We start from the raw sequence: 20,671 nt of genomic DNA, 5'->3' as shown, positions 1-20,671 counted from the left end.
GTAGCAGAGCCGCCATGCTATAGGGTACGGAATGAGTGTGTGCAGTCCAGCTAAGGATACGGCGTGGCAGACGATTTATTTCAAGAATTAGAGGAAGAACAACGCCTTGCAAAAATGCGTAGCGTGGGCTTGCGCGTGGGTGTGGTGGTGTTGTGCGTGCTTATTGTGGCAGGCATTGGCGGTGGTGTTTGGGGATGGAAGCAGCATCAGCTCCATACTGCTCAAGCGCAAGCGTCTAATCGTTATTTTGAGGCCATGTCACTGCTTGGGGCGTTGTCGGGCAAGCCTGTGACAGAGGGGGCGGCGCATCAAAAAGCTGAGGGCATTTTACAAGATCTTGCCCAAAGCGCGCCAGAGGGTGTGCGGAGCTACGCTGCTATGTATTTGGCGGAACTTAAACTGCAAGAGCATGACACAGCCTCCGCTTTGAAGTTATGGTCCGCTGTTGCAGAGGATAAAAAAGCAGATACGTCTCTTCGCTCTATGGCGCAATATCGAGGGTTGAATGCGCGGATGGATACGGCCCCGCGTGATGAGCTCCGGGCGGGGTATCAAGCTTTAGTACAAGAGGGCGGGAGCTGGGTCCCCCTTGCGAAGGAAGGCCTAGCGGTGCTTGACCTTGCACCGGGTAGCACAAAGACAGACCATGAGGAGGCACGTCGCCTTTTACAGCAAGTGCAATCCTCCCCCGATAGTACAGAGGGCCTGCGTCAACGGGCTGGGATGTTATTACAAACATTAGGAGAGGCTGGATGAGCCATCGTTTTTCTTCACCTTCGCTTGGCCAGCCTGTAAAGACATCTCGGCGGTCTGTTCTAAAAGGGGCTTGCTCTGTTGCGGCGATGGCCGGGCTTGCAGGTTGCGGCATTTTTGCAGATGATCCTAAAAAGACGGTTCTCCCCGGCCGGCGTATTGATGTCCTCTCCACCGGGGCGGGTTTGACGGTAGATCCGCATGATAAAACGGCTGTTCATTTACCTGCGGTGCAGCCTATTCATCAATGGACGCAAGAAGGTCGAGAGCCCTCTCATGAGGCTGTAAATGCGGCATGGAATGGCACGCGTCAGCTATGGAGCCAATCTATCGGTGCCGCTGTGAAGGAAGTTGGTTGGCTGTCCAATATATTCTTCATGCCTAATCGCCGTGGGGCTTTGCAATCCTCTCCCGTTATAGGGGGCGGGCGGCTCTTTACGGTGGATGCTCAAGGGGCTATTCGCGCTTGGAGCTGGCCGGATCGTAAGCTGCTATGGCATTGCCAGCCCGCGCGTAAAACACGCTCGACTAATATTGGTGGCGGCATCGCGCTGGTTGACGATACGCTTTATGTTGTGGATGGCATTGCCCAAGCTCTTGCTTTAGATGCCGCAACAGGGAAGCAGAAATGGGCTGTTGATATTGGTACGCCGGGCCGCTCTGCCCCAACCATCGTTGATGGTTTGATGTTCTTTACCACTATTGATGCCCGGTTATTTGCGCTGGAGGCCAGCACGGGTAAACAGCGTTGGACCTATCAAGCCACCAATGTGAGTACGAGCTTGTTTGGGGCAGGGGCTCCGGCTGTGGTGAATGGCATTGTGGTTGTCGGTTTTGGTAGTGGCGACCTCGTGGCCCTTCGTGCAGCCTCTGGTGAGATTGTATGGAGCGATAGCCTTGGCGGAGGCAACGGGCTCGGTGCGATGCTGGACTTCGCTTGTGTGCGCGGTGGCCCTGTCGTGGTGGATGGTACAGCCTATGCAATTTCTCTCTCGCGCGTGCTGGTAGCGATTGATATGCGCTCCGGCCGCCGTTTGTGGGAGCGTGAGGTGAGCGGTCAGTCCCCGCTCTGCATTTGTGGTGATTGGCTCTATGTTATTTCGCTAGATCAGCAGCTTGCTTGCCTCGACCGGGTGAGTGGGCAAGTGCGTTGGGTGAAGCAGCTAACCCGCTTTGAAGACCCAAAACACGAGAAAAAGGGCATTCAATGGACAGGCCCAATCTTGTTGAATAATAAGCTTGTTTGCCTCTCCAGTATGAAGCGCGGCGGCATGGTGATTATTGATGCCCAAACAGGGAGCGATATCGGGAAGATTGACACGCCATCATCCTGCCAAGTTCAGCCGATTGTGTGTGATGGGCAGCTGCTTGTCCTAAGCGATGATGGTGTCTTACGCGCCTATGGTTGAGCAATTTGAATCAGGCCGACTGCCGGTTGTCGTTATCGCAGGACGGCCAAATGTTGGGAAATCCACCATTTTCAACCGGCTTGTTGGGCGGCGTCAGGCCATTGTGTCGGACGTGCCCGGCGTAACGCGTGATCGTAAAGACGGCGTAGCGATGTTGCGCGGGCGGCGTGTGCGCCTTGTTGATACAGCCGGGTTGGAAGAAGCCGCTCCAGAGACTCTCTTTGGCCGTATGCGCGCCTCATCAGAGCAGGGTATTACGCAAGCGGATTTGGTGGTTTTCTGTGTTGATGTGCGGGCTGGTATCACTCCCGCGGATGAGCATTTTGCCAATTGGCTGCGGCGGCAGAACCGCCCCGTTCTCCTTGTGGCGAATAAGGCGGAGGGCCGTGCAGGGGCCGAGGCTGCGATGGAGGCTTATTCCCTAGGTTTAGGGACGCCTCTTGCGGTCTCTGCTGAGCATGGGGAAGGTCTGGCGGACCTTATGGGAGAGATTGCAAGCCTTCTCCCTGATGAAGATACACTTGCGGAGCATGATGGGGAAAAGCCGCTTCGCATCGCTATTATTGGCCGTCCTAATGCGGGGAAATCCACCCTTTTGAATAGTTTGCTCGGTGAGGAGCGCATGATTACCGGCCCGGAGGCTGGCTTAACACGCGATGCTGTTAGCGTTGGGCTAGAGGATGACATTGGGCCGATTGAGATTGTCGATACAGCGGGCATGCGTAAACGTGCGCGTGTACAGGAAGGGTTAGAACGCGTCTCTGTCTCTGCCTCTATTGAGGCAATGAAGATGGCGGAAGTCGTTATCCTTGTGTTGGATGCCGAGCGCGGTGTGGATGAGCAAGATTTGCAAATCGCACGGTTGATCGAGCGAGAAGGGCGGGCATGTGTGCTGGCCCTTAATAAATGGGATGCGGTAAAGGAGCGTCAAGCAACACGTAAGGCCATTGCGGGACGGATTGAAATATCACTCGCGCAAATGCGGGGGATTGAAGTGGTCACGTTCTCCGCTCTAACAGGTGAAGGGCTAAATCGCCTTTTGCCCGCTGTGCGCCGTGCAGGCGAGGTATGGAATGCTCGCGTGGGGACAAGCGATTTAAACCGTTGGTTTGAAGAAGCGGTGGAAAAACACCAGCCTCCCCTTGTGGATGGTCGGCGTTTAAAATTGCGTTACATGACGCAGGCAAAGAGCCGCCCTCCCACTTTTGTGCTCTTTGGGACGCGGGCGGAACAACTGCCCGATAGCTATAAGCGTTATCTTATCAATGGGTTGCGGGAGACATTCCATCTTCCCGGTACGCCGATAAGATTGCTCCTGCGGGGTAGCCGTAACCCTTTTGTGAAGCAAAACGAGCATTAAAAAGATTGCAGATTGGGCCAATAAGTTCATAGTCCCCGATGCTTCGTACCGGAGAGGTATCGTAGAGTGTGGCTAGGGAGACATCATGGTAGGCGTAACACCGGTAGCTCCGCAGGAGGGTGGATCTGCTCCTCCAGCGGGCCAAAAAGCTACAGGACGTGCCACAATATTGGGGATTCTTGCCGCTTTATCTGGGCTGATGTTCGGGTTGGATACGGGTGTTGTTGCTGGTGCGTTGCCTTTTATGGCGGTGGATTTCCATGCGGGGCCTGTTTTGCAAGGGTGGATTGTCTCCTCCATGATGGCAGGTGCAGCCTTTGGAGCTATGTTTGCTGGGCGCATTTCCGTCTCCTTTGGCCGAACAGGGGCCATGCTAGGGGCGGGTATTTTCTTCCTAATAGGGACGCTTTTTTGCGCTTTTGCTCCTGATGTGGGGGTGATGATTGTCGGGCGCGTTTTATTAGGGCTTGCTGTTGGTGTAGCCGCCTTTGCCGCCCCGCTTTATATTTCCGAAATCACGGTAGAATCCGCTCGTGGGGCGATGATTTCTTTCTATCAACTCATGGTTTCATTGGGGATTTTCCTTGCCTTTATTTCCGATAGCTTTTTGTCCTCAGGGGGGCATTGGCGGTGGATGTTAGGCATCATGGCTCTACCAGCTATATTGTTCCTTATTGTGGTGTTGATACTTCCCCAAAGCCCGCGTTGGTTGATGATGCGGGGCGATACAGAGCGTGCCCGTACGGTCCCTGCGTGTTCTTCGCTCTGATGAAGAAGTAGCCGAGGCAGAGCTTGCCGATATTCATAGCCGCCTCTCTAAAAGTAGTGATGCTGGCTTTGGGTTATTCCGTAGTAATCGTCATTTCAGACGGTCCGTATTTTTAGGGATTGTGCTGCAAATTATGCAGCAACTTAGCGGGATTAACGCGCTTTTATATTATGCGCCGCGCGTGTTTGAGGCTGCTCATTTTGGCGTGAATGCCTCTGTTTGGGCGACTACACTCGTTGGCTTGACGAATATGGTCTTTACCGGTGTGGCGATTATGTTTGCAGACCGTTGGGGCCGGCGTCCTCTTTTGCTAGCAAGCTGCGCGATTGTTGGGGGAGCTTTGGTAGGGGTTAGTACTGTTCTGGCCTATGGTGGGGAGAGTGTAACGGCCTCCTTTTTGCTTTGTGGGTTTATCCTTCTTTTTGTGGCGGGGTTTGCTATTGGGGAAGGGCCGTTGGTCTGGGCTTTATGCTCTGAGGTGCAACCTACACGCGGGCGGGATTTTGGTATTGGTTGCTCCACGGTGACAAATTGGGTGGCAAATTGGGTGATTTCCAGCATATTCCCCCTTATGATGCTGGTGATGGGGGCATCAGGGACGTTTGTCCTTTTTGCGGTGTTTAATGGTATATTCCTTCTCATCACATTAGGTTTTGTGCCAGAGACAAAGGGTACGTCTTTGGAGCAAATAGAGGCTAATCTTTTTGCAGGGGTCTCCCTGCGCCATTTAGGAGAGCAGAGAGAGCATGAGCAGTAAGATAGCTGACCCCAGCTTAGAGGGCGAATACGACCCGGAGAGACATGCTGGCCTATATGGGATGCAGCGTGTCAAGGCGATGTCATCGGTCATTTTAGCCTTGATGCTATCAATTTTGGATTATTCCGTTGCGAATGTGGCATTGCCGACCATCGCTATGGATATGCATTCGTCTCCATCGCAGGCGATTTGGGTGATCAATGCTTATCAGCTTGCGAATTTGGCGTGTCTTTTGCCGTTAGCTGCTCTTGGGGCGCGGGTTGGCTTTGGGCGGATGAGCCAGTTAGGGATTGTTTTATTCCTCATCGCCTCGGTAGCCTGTGCTGTATCCCAAAATATGTTAGAGCTTACCTTAGCCCGCGCGTTACAAGGGATTGGTAGCTCCTGCATTATGAGTGTGAATATTGCGCTCGTACGTTTTATTTACCCTCATAAATTGATTGGTAAAGGGATTGCACTCAATGGGTTATTCATTGGGTTAGGGGTGGCATTAGGGCCGACTATTGGTTCGTTTATCCTCTCTATTGCCTCATGGCCGTGGATATTTTGGATTAACCTACCCTTGGGCGGCGCGGCTATTTTACTAGCGAGCCGTGCTTTACCTAAAACACCGCGTAGCGATGTGAAAACTGACATTCCCGGCTCTATCCTTACAGTCGTGTCCTTCACACTTTTAGGTGTGGGGCTAGATGGCTTCATGCACGGTGATATAGGCTGGGGAGCGGGTCTGACAGGTTGGAGTTTGGTGAGCTGGTGGTTGCTCTTACGCTGGCAGAAAAAACGGCCTGAGCCAATTGTCCCTCTGGATTTGCTCAAACGTGTGCCGTTTCTTGTCGCATGTTTGGTAAGCTTTTGTGGTTTTGTGGCGTCCAACCTGTATATTGTGGCGATGCCTTTCACCTTGGCTGTTGCTTTTCATAAAAACCCAGCAACAGTTGGGTTGTTGATTGCCCCTTGGGCCGTAGGGGTTGCGGTTATGTCCTTCACGGTGGGGAAAATTGCTGATCGTTTCCCTGCATCGTTATTGTCCTCCATTGGGCTGTTGATAACCTGTATTGGCTTTATTTTACTCTGTACTTTGCCATTGGATGCGAGCAATAGTGCCATTGCATGGCGGACTTTATTAGCGGGTATGGGGTTTGGTTTTTTCCAACCGCCTAATAATCGCGCGATTATGGTTACAGCCCCGCCGGGGCGCGAAGGGGGAGCAAGCGGGATGTTGTCCGTAGCGCGTCTCTCTGGCCAAACAACGGGGGCTTTGCTGGTGGCAGGGTTGTTTACCTTATTTTCTCACCCTGCCTTCATTTGCTTAGGAGCGGCGGCGTTTGTGGCCTTTTTTGGGGCTATGCTGAGTGCGGGGCGGATTTTATTTAAAAGCTGAGTGGCCCCCCGTTAACTCCCAAGCGTCCTAGGACAAAGGCGCATGCCAGTATGAGGCCTATTAGGACATTCTGCTTGAAGAAACAGAGGCAGAGTGGCGCATCATGGGGGGTGAGGCGTTTCACCTGATAGGCCATCATCAGGCCAGCGAGGAGGAAAGGCAGCCAAAAGGCCGGTGCCAGGTGTGCTGTGTAAGCCGCCCCGGCAAAGAAGGCCATCGTCAGCCCATAGCAAAGCCCAACAAATAAGCGGGCATGGCTGAGCATTAAACGTGAGGTCGATTTCACGCCAATGCGTGCATCATCTTCCATATCTTGGAAGCCGTAAATCGTATCAAAACCGAGTTGCCAGAGGATAACCCCACTATAGAGGAGTATCCCCGGTAGATCGATATTCTCTTGGCTGGCAGCGTAGCCCATAGGGGCCCCAAAGCCGAAGGTGAAGCCCATCACAAGTTGTGGCCACCATGTGAGGCGTTTTGCGGTGGGGTAGAATGTCACAAAGAGCATCGCGACAGGAGCTAAGGCCCAGCAGAAGGGTGGTAAAGCGAGGAGGACAGCCAGCCCGCCTAACAGAAGAAGGACGAGCAGCCCGATTCCTTGTCTTAGGCTGAGAGCCCCACTGGCGAGGGGACGGCCTGCCGTGCGAGAGACTTGGGCGTCAATTTTGCGGTCCCATATATCGTTAATTACACATCCTGCAGAGCGCATTAGCAGTGAGCCAATGGCAAATAGCCCGACATAGAGGAGCCGTTTTTGCAAGCTGGGGCCTTGAGCCGCAAGGAAAATGCCAAACACGCCGGGGAGAAAGAGGAGCCATGTGCCAACGGGCCGGTCTAAACGGGCAAGAAGCGCGTAGGACCGCCACGGCTCACCAAGCCGCCCGATGAGGCCATTATGGCAAATATCAGTATGAGGATGTTTTTGAATCATAAAGTTAGTGCTTAGCGAGAATGAGGGGGAGGTCAATATTTTATCATCATCTCTGGCAAGCTGTGAGGGAACGCGTTATGCCCTTAGAGATTATGAGCCGTACAGAACCACGCCTTTTTATTGTCGAATCCGCTTTCCCTTGGGATGAGGGCGCGATTATTGAGCTTTCTGCAGGGCAGGCGCATTATCTAGGTAAGGTCATGCGTTTGCAGGTGGGGGACGCTGTTGTGCTGTTTAATGGGCGCGATGGCGAATGGCATGCCGAGATTGAGAGCTTACAAAAGCAGCGTGGCTCTGCACGGTTGCGCTCTTGCCTGCGCCCGCAGGAGGAGACAAAGGGGATAGAGCTGCTTTTTGCCCCATTAAAGCGCGATGCGACGGAGTTAGTTATTCGCATGGGGACGGAGCTTGGGGTAACGCGCTTTCGCCCTGTTGTGACAGCTAGGACGAATACGCATCGCCTTAATTTGGAGCGTCTAGCCGTTATCGCGCAGGAAGCCGCAGAGCAATGCGAGCGGTTGGATGTCCCAGAGATTATGCCGTTAGAGCCATTGGCCGCTGTGCTGGCCCGTTGGCCTAACCGGCGTACCTTAACTGTTGCGTTGGAGCGTGTTGGCCAAGGTGGGGCACCGTCTTCATGTGATGCGCTGCTCATTGGGCCGGAGGGAGGTTTTGCGGAGGATGAAATCCACCGTCTAACGCGGCATGAGGCTGTGCAGTCTTTTTCTTTAGGGCCGCGTATTTTGCGGGCTGATACGGCTGCTTGTGCTGCTCTAGCGCAGATTATGGCGGTACGATAAAGGGGATTCTGTGCTGGTCTCTTGAATGAGCATCATGATGACCCCTAATATGCAGTCTCTGGCTTACGGACAATTCTGGCGGTCCTATAGCGTATTAAGATGAATTATAGCCGGTAAGGTTTTGTGTATGTCCAATCCAGGTGAGAGCAATACAGCTCCAATTGAAAATAAAGCGCAGCTTATTGATGTTCTCGCTAAGGGCTGTAAGCCGCAAGAGGCGTGGCGGATTGGGACAGAGCATGAGAAGTTCGGCTTCCGCCTGCCAGAGCGTGCGCGGGGGGATTTAAAGCCTTTTGCCCCACCAGCTTACGAACCAGAAGGGATTGAAGCCCTTTTAACCGCTTTGGAAGGGCCAGACTGGCAGGCTATCCGCGATAATGGGCATATTATTGGCCTAAAAGGTGCTGGGGCGCATAAGGGACGTTCCATCTCCCTGGAGCCTGCGGGGCAATTTGAGCTCTCTGGCGCACCCGTGCGGACGCTGCAAGAGACAGAGCAGGAGATGATTGCTCATTTCCAGCAGATTAGTGGGCCTGCGCGGGAGTTGGGTTTGGGCTTTGCCCCTTTGGGATTCCAGCCGCTTTGGCCACGTGATGCCATGCCGTGGATGCCCAAAAGCCGCTATGCGATTATGCGCCGTTATATGCCGAAAGTTGGGCGGCGTGGGCTGGATATGATGACGCGTACCTGCACTGTGCAGGTGAATCTTGATTTCTCCAGCGAGGCCGATATGGCGCGCAAAATGCGCGTCTCCCTTGCCTTACAGCCGCTTATTACCGCGCTGATGGCCAATTCTCCATTCGCAGAGGGTAAGCCAACTGGCCGTCTCTCTAATAGGGCTTATATCTGGTTGGATACGGATAACCAGCGGAGTGGCCAGCCCACGCCTTTCTTTGAGGAAGGCTTTGGGTTTGAGCGTTATGTGGATTGGGCGTTGGATGTCCCGATGTATTTTGTCAATCGGGATGGGCATAACCTTGATGTTGCAGGCTGTTCCTTCCGTAAATGGTTGGCTGGGGAGCAACAAGAGCCTTTAATGGGCCTACGTCCCACCCTTGGGGATTTTGAGGACCATCTCACAACATTATTCCCTGATGTGCGGTTGAAGCAGTTTTTAGAGATGCGCGGGGCTGATGCGGGCAATCCGTCTATGATGATTGCACAATCGGCCTTCTGGGTCGGGCTGTTCTATGACCCTGATGTGTTGGCTGAGGCGGAACAGCTGGTGAAGGAGCAGCCTTGGCTACAATATCAATCCCTTGCGGAATTGGTTGTCGAGAAAGCTATGGATGCGCCATTCCCCGGTGGGTTGCGCCCTCTTGCTAAGCGGGTTTTGGAGCTTTCGGAACGTGGCCTAAAAGCGCGTAATTATGGGGAGGAATATTACCTCGCACCGCTTTATGAGATTGCTGATGGGGCTAAAACACAAGCCGAACGCTGGTTAGAGCAATATTATGGGGCATGGCGTGAGGATGTGCGGCCCATTTTCCAAGCTGCGGATATCTCTTTATAAGTAAGGCGGAGTGGTCAGATGAAGATAAAACATATCATAACCGCTTGCGCGATGGCTATTAGCTTAGGCAGTGGGGTCATGGCTCTAGGGAAGGAGGCATATGCTGCGGCATCCCTTACCCCGGCGCAGCAAGGTTGGGTGCATAAGATTGAATCGAGCTTGAAAGCGACAAAAACCTTTCAAGCACGTTTTGAGCAACTCAGTGAGCAGAATGGCACAGTCACGGGCACGGTCTTGTTAGAGCGGCCGGGGCAGATGCGTTTTTCATACGATCCACCAAGCCCGCTCTTACTAGTAGCTAATGAGGGGAAAGTGGTGTTTCAGGACCGCAGCATAGGGCAGGTTACGACCATCCCCTTGGAGCATACCCCGTTGGGGTTGCTGTTACGGCCTGACCCACGCTTCTCAGGTGATGTAACGATTCTGGATTATGAGCAACGTGGCAATGAGATTCGCTTGCGTGTCACGAGGACGGAAAACCCAAGTGAGGGGGAGATGACGCTCTATTTCGCTGCTCAGCCCCTCACTTTGAAGGGATGGACAGTGTTAGACGCACAAAGCCATAAAACGGTTGTGCATTTTACGAATATCCGTACAGGGATGCCGATTGCGGCGGGGCAATTCACCTTGCCGAAGGAAGATGATTAAGAGCTTTTCTTCCGTTTGGCTAATTCCAAGGCGCGTTGATAAACAGTGCGTTTTGGGAGGGTGACAATCCCCGCTACGAGGCTTGCAGCATCTTTAACGGAATGTGTTTTCAAGGCGTCCTCTAGTGCATGGTCTAGCTCTAACGCGCCTGTTTCTGCGGCTTCTGGTGGGCCGAGGAGGAGGGTAATCTCACCACGCGGTGGGTTTGCCTCAAAATGGGCAATGAGTTCGGCAATAGTGCCGCGGCGCATTTCTTCAAAATGCTTGGTTAATTCCCGTCCTATGGCTGCGGCTCGGTCTGCACCAAAGACTTGTTGTTGTGTGTGCAATGTATCAAGCAGGCGATGGGGGGATTCATACCATAATAATGTTGCGGTTAAGCCTGCTTGTTCCATAGCGCGGAGGGCGGCAAAATGTTGTCGTCTTGCTTCCCCGCGTGGTGGAAAACCAAGGAACATAAAAGGGTGTGGTGGCAAGCCTGAGAGGGTTAAAGCGGTGATGGCCGCATTTGCCCCCGGTAAAGAGGTGACGGCAATCTCGGCCTCTTGAGCAGCGCGCACAAGCCGATAGCCGGGGTCAGAGACAATCGGTGTTCCCGCATCGGAGACGAGTGCGAGGCATTGGCCTTGCTGTAATTGTTCAATCACAGTGGGGATGCGCTCTTGCTCATTATGGTCATGGAGGGGAATAAGCTGATTATTGATGCCATAATGGCGTAATAATTTTGTGGTAACGCGTGTATCTTCGCATAAGATGGCGTTTGCTGTCTTGAGAGCCTCAAGCGCGCGTTGGCTAATATCGGTAAGGTTCCCAATAGGCGTTGCCACAAGTATGAGCTGCCCGGTAGAAGAGGGGAACGATCCGTTAACGGGGGAAGTATATGGTTTGTCAGACATCGCCATCCTTAAAGAGCTGCTCTATCCCTTATAGCCGCGATGGGCAGGGGCGCGGCAAGAGGAAACATGGCCGTACGATAGTCACGGCGGGCGTTTTTCTTTTGCTCACAGCGTGTGGCGGTCGGGAGGAAGTCGATAAAGGGGCAGACCTCTTTGCACATCCTGCCCCTGTTGTGGAAAAACCGGCTCGTGTAGGTTTGGTCGTCCCGCTGACGGGCCCTCATGCAGCTATTGGCCAACGTATGCAAGAGGCCGCGCGCCTTGCTTTGCCAGATGGCCAATCCCCCGCCCTTGATGTGTTTGATAGTGCCGAGGCGGAAGGCCCTGCTCATGCAGCCCAAATGGCGTTGGAGAGTGGTGATAAGATTGTCCTTGGCCCTTTAACAGCGGCTGATACACAAGCGGTAGCTTCCGTGTTGCAATCGGCTCATGTGCCGGAGCTGGCCTTTACAAGTGATGTTACACAAGCGCGGCCAGGTGTGTGGGTGATGGGCTTAACACCGGAGCAACAAGTGCGGCGGCTTGTGGATGCTGCGCGGACAGATGGGCGGAAGCATCTTGCTGCGTTCTTACCTGATACAGCTTTTGGCCATGCTTTAGGGGAAGGGCTAACATTAACCTGCCAAGAGGCAGGGTTGGACGTGCCTAAAATCATTTATCATAGCAGTGATATCAACGATATTACGCAGAAAATGGCGCAATTAAGCCATGGGGTAGCCGCCGCAGCGTCTCCATCAACCCCCACGTCAACGCCCACCTCAACACCAGCCGCGCCAGAGCCTAAAGAGGCTGGTCCCTCAGCAGAGGACCCGTTAGCGGAGAATGATGCGCCAGCGGCTTCTACGTCTTCATCCTCTCCAACTGCCTCTACAGCATCTACCGCTTCGGCCTCATCAGTGCCCTCTGTGCCGTTTGATGCGTTATTGCTGGGTGATACAGGCTTAGACCTTGCTCATGTCATTGAGGCCCTAAAGGCGAATCAGCTTTTAACACCGCAAATTCGTATTTTAGGGCCGATGTTATGGCGCGCCTTTGATGGCAAATTGGGGGACCTCCACGGAGCCTGGTATGTTGCGTTTGATGAGCAGCTTCGTAGTGGCTATGTGCAGACCTATCAAAACAGCTATCACCGCCCACCATCGCCCGTGTCCGATTATGCTTATGATGCCGCTGCGTTAGCTGGTGCGTTGATTCGTCAAAATCGTTTAACGACCGAGTCTTTAACCCAGCCAAAGGGCTATATTGGGATTGATGGTTTGTTCCATTTACGGGCTGATGGGCGTATGTTGCGGGCCTTGGGGGTGTATCAAATCGTCCCCGGTGGGGGGAGCCAAATAATTATCCCTGCTTCGCGTGACTTAACAGCCCCTTCAGCTTTGACAACGGCGACACCAGCAGCAACACCCGCTGCTAAAAAAGCTGAGGAGCCAAAAGAGACACCTCTTCCAGCGGATTTCTAAAGGGCGTGCCTCATAGATAGAAAAAAGCCCGCCTGTATGTTTAGGCGGGCTTTTTCTTAACAAGATGCTGTATGTTCGGGTGAGAGAGGGAGAACGGGACGAATTGTATGGAGTGCCGCGCTCAAATCTGTATAACGGCCAAGCTCATGCTCTCTTAGGCAATCCATCAACACCCATTGCGGCCCCTCTAAGCGGATGAGATAAGCAGGGTCTGCATTTTCCCGTACCCAAATCACAATGAGAGGGGAAGGCTCCTCAACCATAGTCTCAATCGAGGCATCAAGAATCCCCATCGGTTCGCTCGCGGTTAGCCATTGGGCGAGATAGTGATGATGGCGTGGGAGAATCTTCTGACGAAAAGGGATGATAATGGCAGAGCCCTGTTGGGCGGAGGAGGCAGTAGCGGCACGATCTGCCACACGAAACGCTTTTTGAGCCATGTCAGCATCTCCTTTTATAAGAACGGGCAATTGTGCTGCCACATTCCTCTATGAACATCCTCTTAAAGCTGTGCGTGTTATGCAAAAAATGAATGGAAACACGCAATCCTTATGAGTTGGTTCCTATTTTGCAATCCTACCATGTTTTGAGCGCATGACTAGAGGGAAGTTACCATATTGTTATCGATAATACTTTTTTTCCCAGCGGCGATGTAGCCAGAGCCAATCACTCGGCCGTTCTGTAATCCATGATTCCAGTTGGTCATTAAGATGCTGTGTTAGATGATGGATTTTCTCTTGGCGGGATGAGGAAGGGGGAACCATCATGTGTGGGTCTAGACAGGAGCAGACCTCTAAGGTAAGGCGTGCAGGCCCATCTCGCCAAACCCGGCCGGTGACGATTAAGGCATTAAAGCGTAGGGCCAAGGCAGCTGTGGCGGGGGCTGTCATGGTGGGGTGGCCGAAGAAGGAGACCTCTATCCCGTCATTCATTTTCTGGTCGCCTAATACACCAAGATGCCCACCCTTAGCGAGGTGACGTATGGCTTCTAACGCCCCTTGCTTGCCTTTAGGAAAGAATGGCACGGGTTGATTAACAATATTGCGGCGTAATTGGCAGAGGAGACGATCAACCAATGGGTTGTTCGGTGCCCGGTAAAAAGGGGAGAAAGTAAGGCCATAACGCGCCACAATAAGGGGCATGAGTTCCCAATTCCCTAAATGGCCGGAGAAGAAAATAATAGGCCGTTGCTGCGCACGGGCATGGTGTAAAATATAGTCGTTTAGGACATGCCATCCCGGCCCGTTATCAGGGTGAGCGGGCAAGCGTGCAAGATGGGGGAATTCTGCGAAAGTACGGCCTAGATTCTCCCAACAATTATAGATGATGGCCTGTCGTTCTTCCTTGCTCACGGAGGGGAAGGCGCGTTGGAGATTGACCATCGCATTATGGGAGGAGGGCAGAAAGCGACCCAAAGAACGCGCTATCATCCCCCCAAGGGTCGAGGCAAAAGCGGGGGGAAGTTTGCTAAAGCACCATAACAGCCCGTTTAAACCCCACGCTTCTAAATGAGTCTTCATGTTTTAGGGGTTTAGCACGACATGAAGCGGTCCAGAAGCTCCTCTTGCAGGGCGGGATTATGCCATGTGGGTTCAATTTTAATGGTGGTAATGCATTGCTGAAAGAGAGACGGCAGTTTCACATTATCTTTTTCAGTCGTGACTAAGACCGTATTAGGTGTGTGGGTAAGCTGAGCAAGATGCTGAAGGTCACGTTCGGAGTAAATATGATGGTTGGGGAAAGAGAGCGTTCTTAAAATGGTTAGATTAGCCTCACGGAGCATTGTGAAGAACTTCTCCGGCCTGCCAATGCCTGCAAAGGCAATAATGTTACGCCCTTTGAGCTGGTGAATGGCAGGAGAGGGTGTGAGCTGGCCTTTTAATAAAGGTAAGGATTTAGGTAATTGCTCGGCTATGTTGTGGGTATCCTCTCCAAAAAGGACGGCTGCATCTAAACGCGGTAAGGCCTCGGCCAATGTTTCCCGCAAGGGGCCAGCAGGAAGAAGGCGTTGATTACCAAAGCCCGCAGGGCCGTCAATGGTGAGGATGGCTAAATCTTTATGGAGGGTGGGGTCTTGCAGACCATCATCCATAATAAGGCAATCAGCCCCGGCTTTAATAGCCTGTTGGGCATTGGCGTAACGGTCGGGCCCACGCCATGTTGGGGCTAGCTGAGCGAGTAGCATAGCCTCATCCCCGACCTCTATCGCCTTATCATGTTGGGGATGTATGTGCCCCGTCTTTTTGGAGCGGCCCCCATAGCCGCGCGTAATGACATGAGGATTATGCCCACGTTGGATCAGCTTTTGGAGGATATGAAGCGCAAGTGGCGTTTTACCCGTCCCGCCCACGCTGATATTGCCACAACATAAGACGGGCACAGATACTTTAAGAGACGGTTTTTTTTGGCGATGGTGGCTGAGAGCTTCCGTCACTTTGCTGGCGGGGAGCAGAAGGTTAGAGAGGCTACTTGGCTTATCGCCTTGCCAGAAAGAAGGAGCAGTCAGTTTCATCACTTTTCCTTATGGCTAAGGATTGTGGTAAGAATAAGGCATGAGATATCATGGCTAATATGAGTGCGTTTTAAAGGCGGGGGAGCTGGGATGACGGGCTTTATAAGCCATTGGGTTAAGGCTTCTTGCCCCTCTAAGCGATGGAGGAATGTGGCATATGTGGCACAAATATCCTGCCAGTTTTGCATATAGGGTCCACAGGCTGTAGGACGATGAAAACGCAGAGATTCCAAGGGGTTATGTCCTCCGCCGGGTGGGCAGAGAGAATGACCAATAAAAACACGCTCAGCTAAGTGGAGGAATAAACCGACCTCACCTAATGTATCGATAATCCAGAGGCTCTCATTATGGTGTGGTATGGTGTTTTGGGAGCGGCGTGGGGCCTTAAAGTGGGTCGCTAAAGCTGCTCCACGCTCTGGGTGGCGGGGAATGATAACGGTAAGGAGGTTAGGTCGTTGTTGACGGGCTTCTTGCACAGCGGCAACGATGAGGTCTTCCTCGCCTTGGTGGGTAGAGGCCGCAACAAAGAGAGGGCGATCCCCAAGCTGTTGGCGTATATGTGCGGCTTCTGTGGAATCAAAAGAGAGGGGGGGAGCATCTTCCTTTAGGTCTGCTGGTGGCAGCAAAGAGGTTATGCCGAGCTGTGCGAAGGCACGTTCATCAGCATGGCTGCGTGGCATAATCCAGCGGCAAGGGCGTAATAAGTAACGCAAAAGAGGGGCTGCCAACCGCCAGCGGCGGGCAGAACGCGCCGAGAGCCGCCCGTTGAGTAGCATAACAGGGATATGTTGTCTTCGGCAGAGGCATAGCAAACCCGGCCATAATTCACTCTCTATCAGGACTAGCCCATCAGGTCGCCAATGGGTGAGGAAGCGACTGAGTAAATGAGGGGCATCGTAGGGGATAAATTGATGCAGCAAGCGGCCTTTATAAGGGGGAGCATGAGCTGTAATGACTTGCCCGCCCGTAAGGGTTGCTGTTGTTACCAAGATGGTAAGAGTGGGCTGGAGCTTTAAGAGCGCATCAATCACAGGAAGAGCCGCGCGGCTTTCCCCTACACTTGCGGCATGGAGCCATAAAAGGGGCGCGTTAAGAGGCGGGCGTGGCTGGGTGGGCTGGCCAAAACGCTCTTGTAGGCGGGAGCCATCTTCTTTGCCAATGCGTAAACGGGTACGGGTATGGCGGCATAGCCATGGCATGGCCATATAACCAATGAGAGACCAAAGGCACAGGAGAGGGGCAAAGCGCATAGGGGGCTATCTTTTCCCGGTGGTGCATTTTCGCATCATCTGCCGTAGAACAACACCGGATGAGGCGGAAAACAATGTCGTGAAGGCAGTGTCCTCTTGCCGTGCGGCCATCCTTGTGCAACGAGATGGCCCAATTTATTACATATGCTGGACCATTCTCAAGGGGGGACCATGTCGGAGAAAGAATCTCATACGCTAGAGGCAACAGCCAAGGGGACACTCATGGCAGGCAAGCGTGGTGTCGTGATGGGTGTGGCGAATAAGAACTCCATCGCATGGGCCATTGCAAAATCTTGTGCGGACCAAGGGGCGGAGATTGCCTTTACCTACCAAGGCGAAGCGTTGGGGAAACGGGTACGCCCCCTAGCGGAGAGTGTGGGCTCGGAGATGGTGTTACCCTGTGATGTGGGTGATGATGCCGCTATTAATGCCACCTTTGATGAGATTGAGAAGAAGTGGGGCAAGATTGACTTTGTCGTCCATGCGATTGGCTGGGCTGATAAGCAATATCTACGCGGGCGTTATGTTGATACGCCACGTGAGGCTTTTCTTAAAGCATTGGATATTTCATGCTTCTCCTTTACCGCTGTAGCGCGGCGTGCCGCAGCGATGATGAATGAGGGTGGCTCTTTATTGACGCTGACTTATCTCGGTGCAGAGCGTGTAATGCCGCATTATAACGTGATGGGTGTTGCCAAAGCCGCTTTGGAGGCCTCTGTGCGGTATATGGCGGTGGATTTAGGGCGCGATAATATCCGGGTGAATGGGATTTCCGCCGGTCCAATCATGACATTAGCGGCTAATGGGATTGGGGATTTCCGCTATATTCTGCGTTGGAATCAGATTAATGCCCCGCTGGAGCGGAATGTATCGCTGAAGGATGTTGGTGGCTCTGGGTTGTATTTTCTCTCCGACCTTTCCGCTGGTGTAACTGGCGAGATTCACCATGTGGATTGCGGCTATAACATTATCGGCATGAAGAACCCAGAAGCCCCAGATATGACCCTATCCTCAGAGGATTAATAGCTATGTCAGAGAACAGCTTTGGGCGTTTGTTGCGTGTAACAACATGGGGGGAAAGCCACGGGCCAGCGATTGGCTGTGTGATTGATGGCTGTCCCCCGCGTCTGAAGCTGTCGGAGGAGGACATCCAGCCTTGGTTGGATAAAAGGCGACCCGGCCAGTCGCGCTATACGACACAACGGCGCGAGGCTGACCAAGTGCGCATCCTCTCCGGTGTGTTTGAAGGGCAGACGACGGGAACGCCCATCTCTTTGATGATTGAGAATACGGATCAACGCTCTAAGGATTATGGGGAAATTGCCCAGCAATATCGTCCCGGCCATGCAGATATCGCGTATGACCTTAAATACGGCATACGCGATTACCGTGGCGGCGGGCGGTCCTCCGCGCGCGAGACGGCTATGCGGGTGGCGGCAGGGGCTGTGGCGCGCGTGATCTTGCGGGAGCTTGTGGGGCCGCAGCTCGTCATCCGTGGGGCATTAACGGCGATTGGCCATCAAAAGGTGGATTATGCGCGCTGGGCATGGGATGAGGTGGAACGCAATCCCTTCTTCTCCCCCGATGCGGCGATTGTTCCGCAATGGAGCGAGCAGCTAGAGGCTGTGAGAAAGGCCGGTTCATCCATCGGGGCGACTCTTGAAGTTGTGGCAGAAGGGGTGCCCGCCGGTTTGGGGGCACCCGTTTATGGCAAGTTAGATGCTGAACTTGCGGGCGGCTTGATGGGGATTAACGGCATTAAAGCGGTCGAGATTGGTGACGGCATGGCTGTTGCGGCTCTACATGGGCATGAGAATGCTGACCCTATCCGGCCTTCGGAATCGCCTTTAGAGCCCGTGTTTTTGAGCAATCATGCAGGTGGGATTCTGGGAGGAATCTCAACAGGACAACCTATTGTTGCGCGCATGGCCATTAAACCGACCAGCTCCATCCTCATCCCTGTCCCAAGCATTAATCGTGCTGGCGAGGCTGTGGATGTGATGACGAAGGGACGGCATGACCCTTGTATTGGGATTCGAGCTGTACCAGTGGCGGAGGCGATGGTGGCGTGTATTCTCGCTGACCAGCTTTTGCGGAATCACGCGCAGTGCGGGTGGCTTTAAGGGGCGACTCTTAAAGTCGGGTTATAAGTTATAAAAACAATATATAGTGTTCTAAACCATTCTTTAATAGCTATATATCGGCATAATCACAATTATCTGCAAAAAACAAGCCTTGAAATGTGCCCCTTATACATGGGAGATGAGGGTACTCAACGGACTATAAAAGAACTCAGGATAAGGGGCTCGATTCATGACAACGCCTGACGTGCAGACAGCCGCGCGGCCATCGGGTAAGGCGACAGAGCCTGAACTTTTTGCAGAGAGAGTGCAATTACCGGGGCGTCATCCTGTTTATATAAATCCAGAACGGGATGAACGGCTGACGGCGTTTGGCCGTGCCACTTTAGATGACCGCTATCTGTTAGAAGGTGAGACGTACCAAGGGTTATTTGCCCGTGTTGCCTCGCGTTATGGGGCGGATGAGGGGCACGCGCAGCGTATTTATGATTATATGTCGCGCCATTGGTTTATGCCCGCAACGCCTATTCTCTCCAATGGGGGGACGAATCGTGGGTTGCCAATTTCCTGCTTCCTTAATGAGTCTGAAGATAGCCTAGAAGGGATTGTCGGGCTCTGGAATGAGAATGTCTGGCTTGCGGCAAAGGGCGGCGGGATTGGCTCTTATTGGGGCAATTTGCGCTCCATTGGGGAGAATATCGGCCGTAATGGGAAGACCTCTGGGGTGATCCCCTTCATCCGGGTGATGGATAGTTTAACACTCGCCATTAGTCAGGGGAGTTTACGCCGTGGGTCCGCCGCTGTTTATCTGCCGGTTTGGCACCCTGAGATTGAGGAGTTTATCGAGATGCGTCGCCCCACGGGGGGGGACCCGAATCGTAAGGCTCTAAATCTCCATCATGGTGTTTTGCTTACAGATGACTTCATGCGCGCTGTTGCGGGTGATGAGGAATGGGCTCTGATCTCCCCGAAGGATCATAGTGTGATTCGGAAGGTCTCGGCGCGTGCGTTATGGATTCGTCTGCTTACGGCGCGGATGGAGCAGGGCGAGCCTTATATCGTCTTTTCCGACACGGTGAATCGCGCACGGCCAGAGCATCATCGTCTTGCGGGGTTGGAGGTTAAAACCTCTAATCTTTGTGCGGAGATTACCCTGCCAACAGGGATAGACCATCACGGCAAGACACGCACAGCGGTGTGCTGCCTCTCCTCTTTAAATCTCGAATATTGGGATGAGTGGAAAGATGAGCCGCGCTTTATTGAAGATGTGATGCTCTTTTTAGATAATGTCCTTCAGGATTTTATCGATAATGCCCCTAACGATATGGAGCATGCACGTTATGCCGCCATGCGGGAGCGTTCGGTCGGCTTGGGGGTTATGGGCTTTCATTCCTTCTTGCAGTCGAAGATGATTCCTTTTGGCAGCGTGATGGCCAAGGTGTGGAATAAGAAGTTCTTCCAGCACATTGCCGAGCAAACAGCCGCAGCATCACGCGCTCTTGCAAAAACGCGTGGCCCATGCCCCGATGCGGCAGATTATGGGATTCAAGAACGGTTCTCTCATAAGATGGCTGTTGCACCGACAGCATCTATCTCCATCATTGCGGGGAATGCCAGCCCCGGGATTGACCCAATTAGTGCGAATGTCTTTTTGCAAAAAACGCTCTCCGGCTCCTTTACAGTGCGGAATCGCCATCTCGCTACGCTATTGCAGAAATATGGGCAGGATACGGATGAGGTCTGGTCTTCCATCACGTTGAGTAAGGGCTCTGTCCAACATTTGGACTTCCTCTCTCAGGATGAAAAAGATGTCTTTAAGACAGCCTTTGAGATTGACCAGCGTTGGGTGATTGAGCATGCGGCTGATCGCGCGCCGTTCATCTGTCAGTCGCAATCGGTTAATCTTTTCTTGCCGGCAGATGTGCATAAGCGCGACCTTGTGCGTATTCATTACGAAGCGTGGAAAAAAGGTGTAAAATCTCTTTATTACTGCCGCTCTTTATCCATCCAACGGGCTGATACTGTTTCCAATATGGCGGTGAAACGCGATATCATGGAGGGTGATGATGATCACCTCCCTCAAGCCACACCGCGCCATGCAGAGAGTGGGGCGGGGAGCTATGAGGAATGTCTCTCCTGCCAATAAGAGCA

At 53.0% G+C, this 20,671-nt stretch carries 17 protein-coding genes and 1 pseudogene; 12 read left to right on the top strand and 6 right to left on the bottom strand.

What is annotated here, in order from left to right:
- The first annotated feature begins 63 nt into the window (after positions 1-63).
- The 5 genes and pseudogenes from GM557_RS05275 to GM557_RS05255 all read left to right on the top strand — a co-directional run bounded on the left by GM557_RS05275 (position 64) and on the right by GM557_RS05255 (position 6,429).
- On the top strand, positions 64-756 hold the full coding sequence (locus tag GM557_RS05275; RefSeq protein WP_155573255.1) for a tetratricopeptide repeat protein: 693 nt from the start codon (positions 64-66) through the stop codon (positions 754-756).
- Positions 753-2,162 (top strand): PQQ-binding-like beta-propeller repeat protein, encoded by a 1,410-nt coding sequence (locus GM557_RS05270; protein WP_155573254.1) that lies wholly within the window; start codon positions 753-755, stop codon positions 2,160-2,162. Before GM557_RS05275 ends, GM557_RS05270 begins: the two co-directional genes overlap by 4 nt.
- The gene (der, locus tag GM557_RS05265) at positions 2,155-3,522 is read left to right on the top strand and encodes a ribosome biogenesis GTPase Der (RefSeq protein ID WP_155573530.1); all 1,368 of its coding nucleotides are present in this window, start codon (positions 2,155-2,157) and stop codon (positions 3,520-3,522) included. The genes GM557_RS05270 and der overlap by 8 nt, the downstream gene beginning before the upstream one ends.
- Before the next feature lie 85 nt (positions 3,523-3,607).
- Positions 3,608-5,048 (top strand): annotated as a pseudogene (locus GM557_RS05260) (sugar porter family MFS transporter).
- Positions 5,038-6,429, top strand: a complete 1,392-nt coding sequence (locus tag GM557_RS05255; protein WP_155573253.1) for an MFS transporter — start codon at positions 5,038-5,040, stop codon at positions 6,427-6,429. The pseudogene GM557_RS05260 and the gene GM557_RS05255 overlap by 11 nt, the downstream one beginning before the upstream one ends.
- On the opposite strand, the gene ubiA is transcribed toward GM557_RS05255, so the two are convergent.
- Positions 6,419-7,360, bottom strand: coding sequence for a 4-hydroxybenzoate octaprenyltransferase (gene ubiA / locus GM557_RS05250; RefSeq protein ID WP_155573252.1), 942 nt, complete (start codon positions 7,358-7,360; stop codon positions 6,419-6,421). The two genes, GM557_RS05255 and ubiA, sit on opposite strands and share 11 nt — an antisense overlap.
- 77 nt (positions 7,361-7,437) lie before the next feature.
- Between ubiA and GM557_RS05245 the strand changes: the two genes are divergently transcribed.
- From GM557_RS05245 to GM557_RS05235, 3 genes are all read left to right on the top strand, one after another.
- Complete coding sequence (locus GM557_RS05245; RefSeq protein ID WP_099027088.1) at positions 7,438-8,160, top strand: 16S rRNA (uracil(1498)-N(3))-methyltransferase; 723 nt, start codon at positions 7,438-7,440, stop codon at positions 8,158-8,160.
- A 127-nt stretch (positions 8,161-8,287) separates the two neighbouring features.
- Positions 8,288-9,673: a glutamate--cysteine ligase gene (locus GM557_RS05240; RefSeq protein ID WP_155573251.1), complete on the top strand. Its 1,386-nt coding sequence runs from the start codon at positions 8,288-8,290 to the stop codon at positions 9,671-9,673.
- Positions 9,674-9,691: 18 nt separating this feature from the next.
- On the top strand, positions 9,692-10,321 hold the full coding sequence (locus GM557_RS05235) for an outer membrane lipoprotein carrier protein LolA (RefSeq protein WP_155573250.1): 630 nt from the start codon (positions 9,692-9,694) through the stop codon (positions 10,319-10,321).
- Here GM557_RS05235 and rsmI read toward each other — a convergent pair.
- The gene (gene rsmI / locus GM557_RS05230) at positions 10,318-11,154 is read right to left on the bottom strand and encodes a 16S rRNA (cytidine(1402)-2'-O)-methyltransferase (protein ID WP_370513447.1); all 837 of its coding nucleotides are present in this window, start codon (positions 11,152-11,154) and stop codon (positions 10,318-10,320) included. The two genes, GM557_RS05235 and rsmI, sit on opposite strands and share 4 nt — an antisense overlap.
- Positions 11,155-11,201: 47 nt before the next feature.
- Between rsmI and GM557_RS05225 the strand changes: the two genes are divergently transcribed.
- Positions 11,202-12,677 (top strand): penicillin-binding protein activator, encoded by a 1,476-nt coding sequence (locus GM557_RS05225; RefSeq protein ID WP_155573248.1) that lies wholly within the window; start codon positions 11,202-11,204, stop codon positions 12,675-12,677.
- Positions 12,678-12,733: 56 nt separating this feature from the next.
- On the opposite strand, the gene GM557_RS05220 is transcribed toward GM557_RS05225, so the two are convergent.
- From GM557_RS05220 to GM557_RS05205, 4 genes are all read right to left on the bottom strand, one after another.
- The gene (locus GM557_RS05220; protein ID WP_155573247.1) at positions 12,734-13,117 is read right to left on the bottom strand and encodes a hypothetical protein; all 384 of its coding nucleotides are present in this window, start codon (positions 13,115-13,117) and stop codon (positions 12,734-12,736) included.
- Positions 13,118-13,297: 180 nt separating this feature from the next.
- On the bottom strand, positions 13,298-14,197 hold the full coding sequence (locus tag GM557_RS05215; RefSeq protein ID WP_155573246.1) for a lysophospholipid acyltransferase family protein: 900 nt from the start codon (positions 14,195-14,197) through the stop codon (positions 13,298-13,300).
- 11 nt (positions 14,198-14,208) lie between these two features.
- Positions 14,209-15,189, bottom strand: coding sequence for a tetraacyldisaccharide 4'-kinase (lpxK, locus tag GM557_RS05210; RefSeq protein ID WP_155573245.1), 981 nt, complete (start codon positions 15,187-15,189; stop codon positions 14,209-14,211).
- Positions 15,189-16,439, bottom strand: coding sequence for a 3-deoxy-D-manno-octulosonic acid transferase (locus GM557_RS05205; protein WP_155573244.1), 1,251 nt, complete (start codon positions 16,437-16,439; stop codon positions 15,189-15,191). Before GM557_RS05205 ends, lpxK begins: the two co-directional genes overlap by 1 nt.
- Before the next feature lie 171 nt (positions 16,440-16,610).
- Between GM557_RS05205 and fabI the strand changes: the two genes are divergently transcribed.
- The 3 genes from fabI (at position 16,611) to GM557_RS05190 (ending at position 20,666) form a co-directional block, all read left to right on the top strand.
- Positions 16,611-17,462, top strand: a complete 852-nt coding sequence (gene fabI, locus GM557_RS05200; protein ID WP_155573243.1) for an enoyl-ACP reductase FabI — start codon at positions 16,611-16,613, stop codon at positions 17,460-17,462.
- A gap of 5 nt (positions 17,463-17,467) precedes the next feature.
- Positions 17,468-18,562, top strand: a complete 1,095-nt coding sequence (gene aroC / locus GM557_RS05195) for a chorismate synthase (protein WP_155573242.1) — start codon at positions 17,468-17,470, stop codon at positions 18,560-18,562.
- Between the two features lie 190 nt (positions 18,563-18,752).
- The gene (locus GM557_RS05190) at positions 18,753-20,666 is read left to right on the top strand and encodes a ribonucleoside-diphosphate reductase subunit alpha (protein WP_155573241.1); all 1,914 of its coding nucleotides are present in this window, start codon (positions 18,753-18,755) and stop codon (positions 20,664-20,666) included.
- The last annotated feature ends 5 nt before the right edge of the window (positions 20,667-20,671 follow it).

Source organism: Bombella sp. ESL0385, from assembly GCF_009725755.1.
Lineage (GTDB): Bacteria > Pseudomonadota > Alphaproteobacteria > Acetobacterales > Acetobacteraceae > Bombella > Bombella pollinis.
This window is presented reverse-complemented; position numbering and strand designations above follow the sequence as displayed.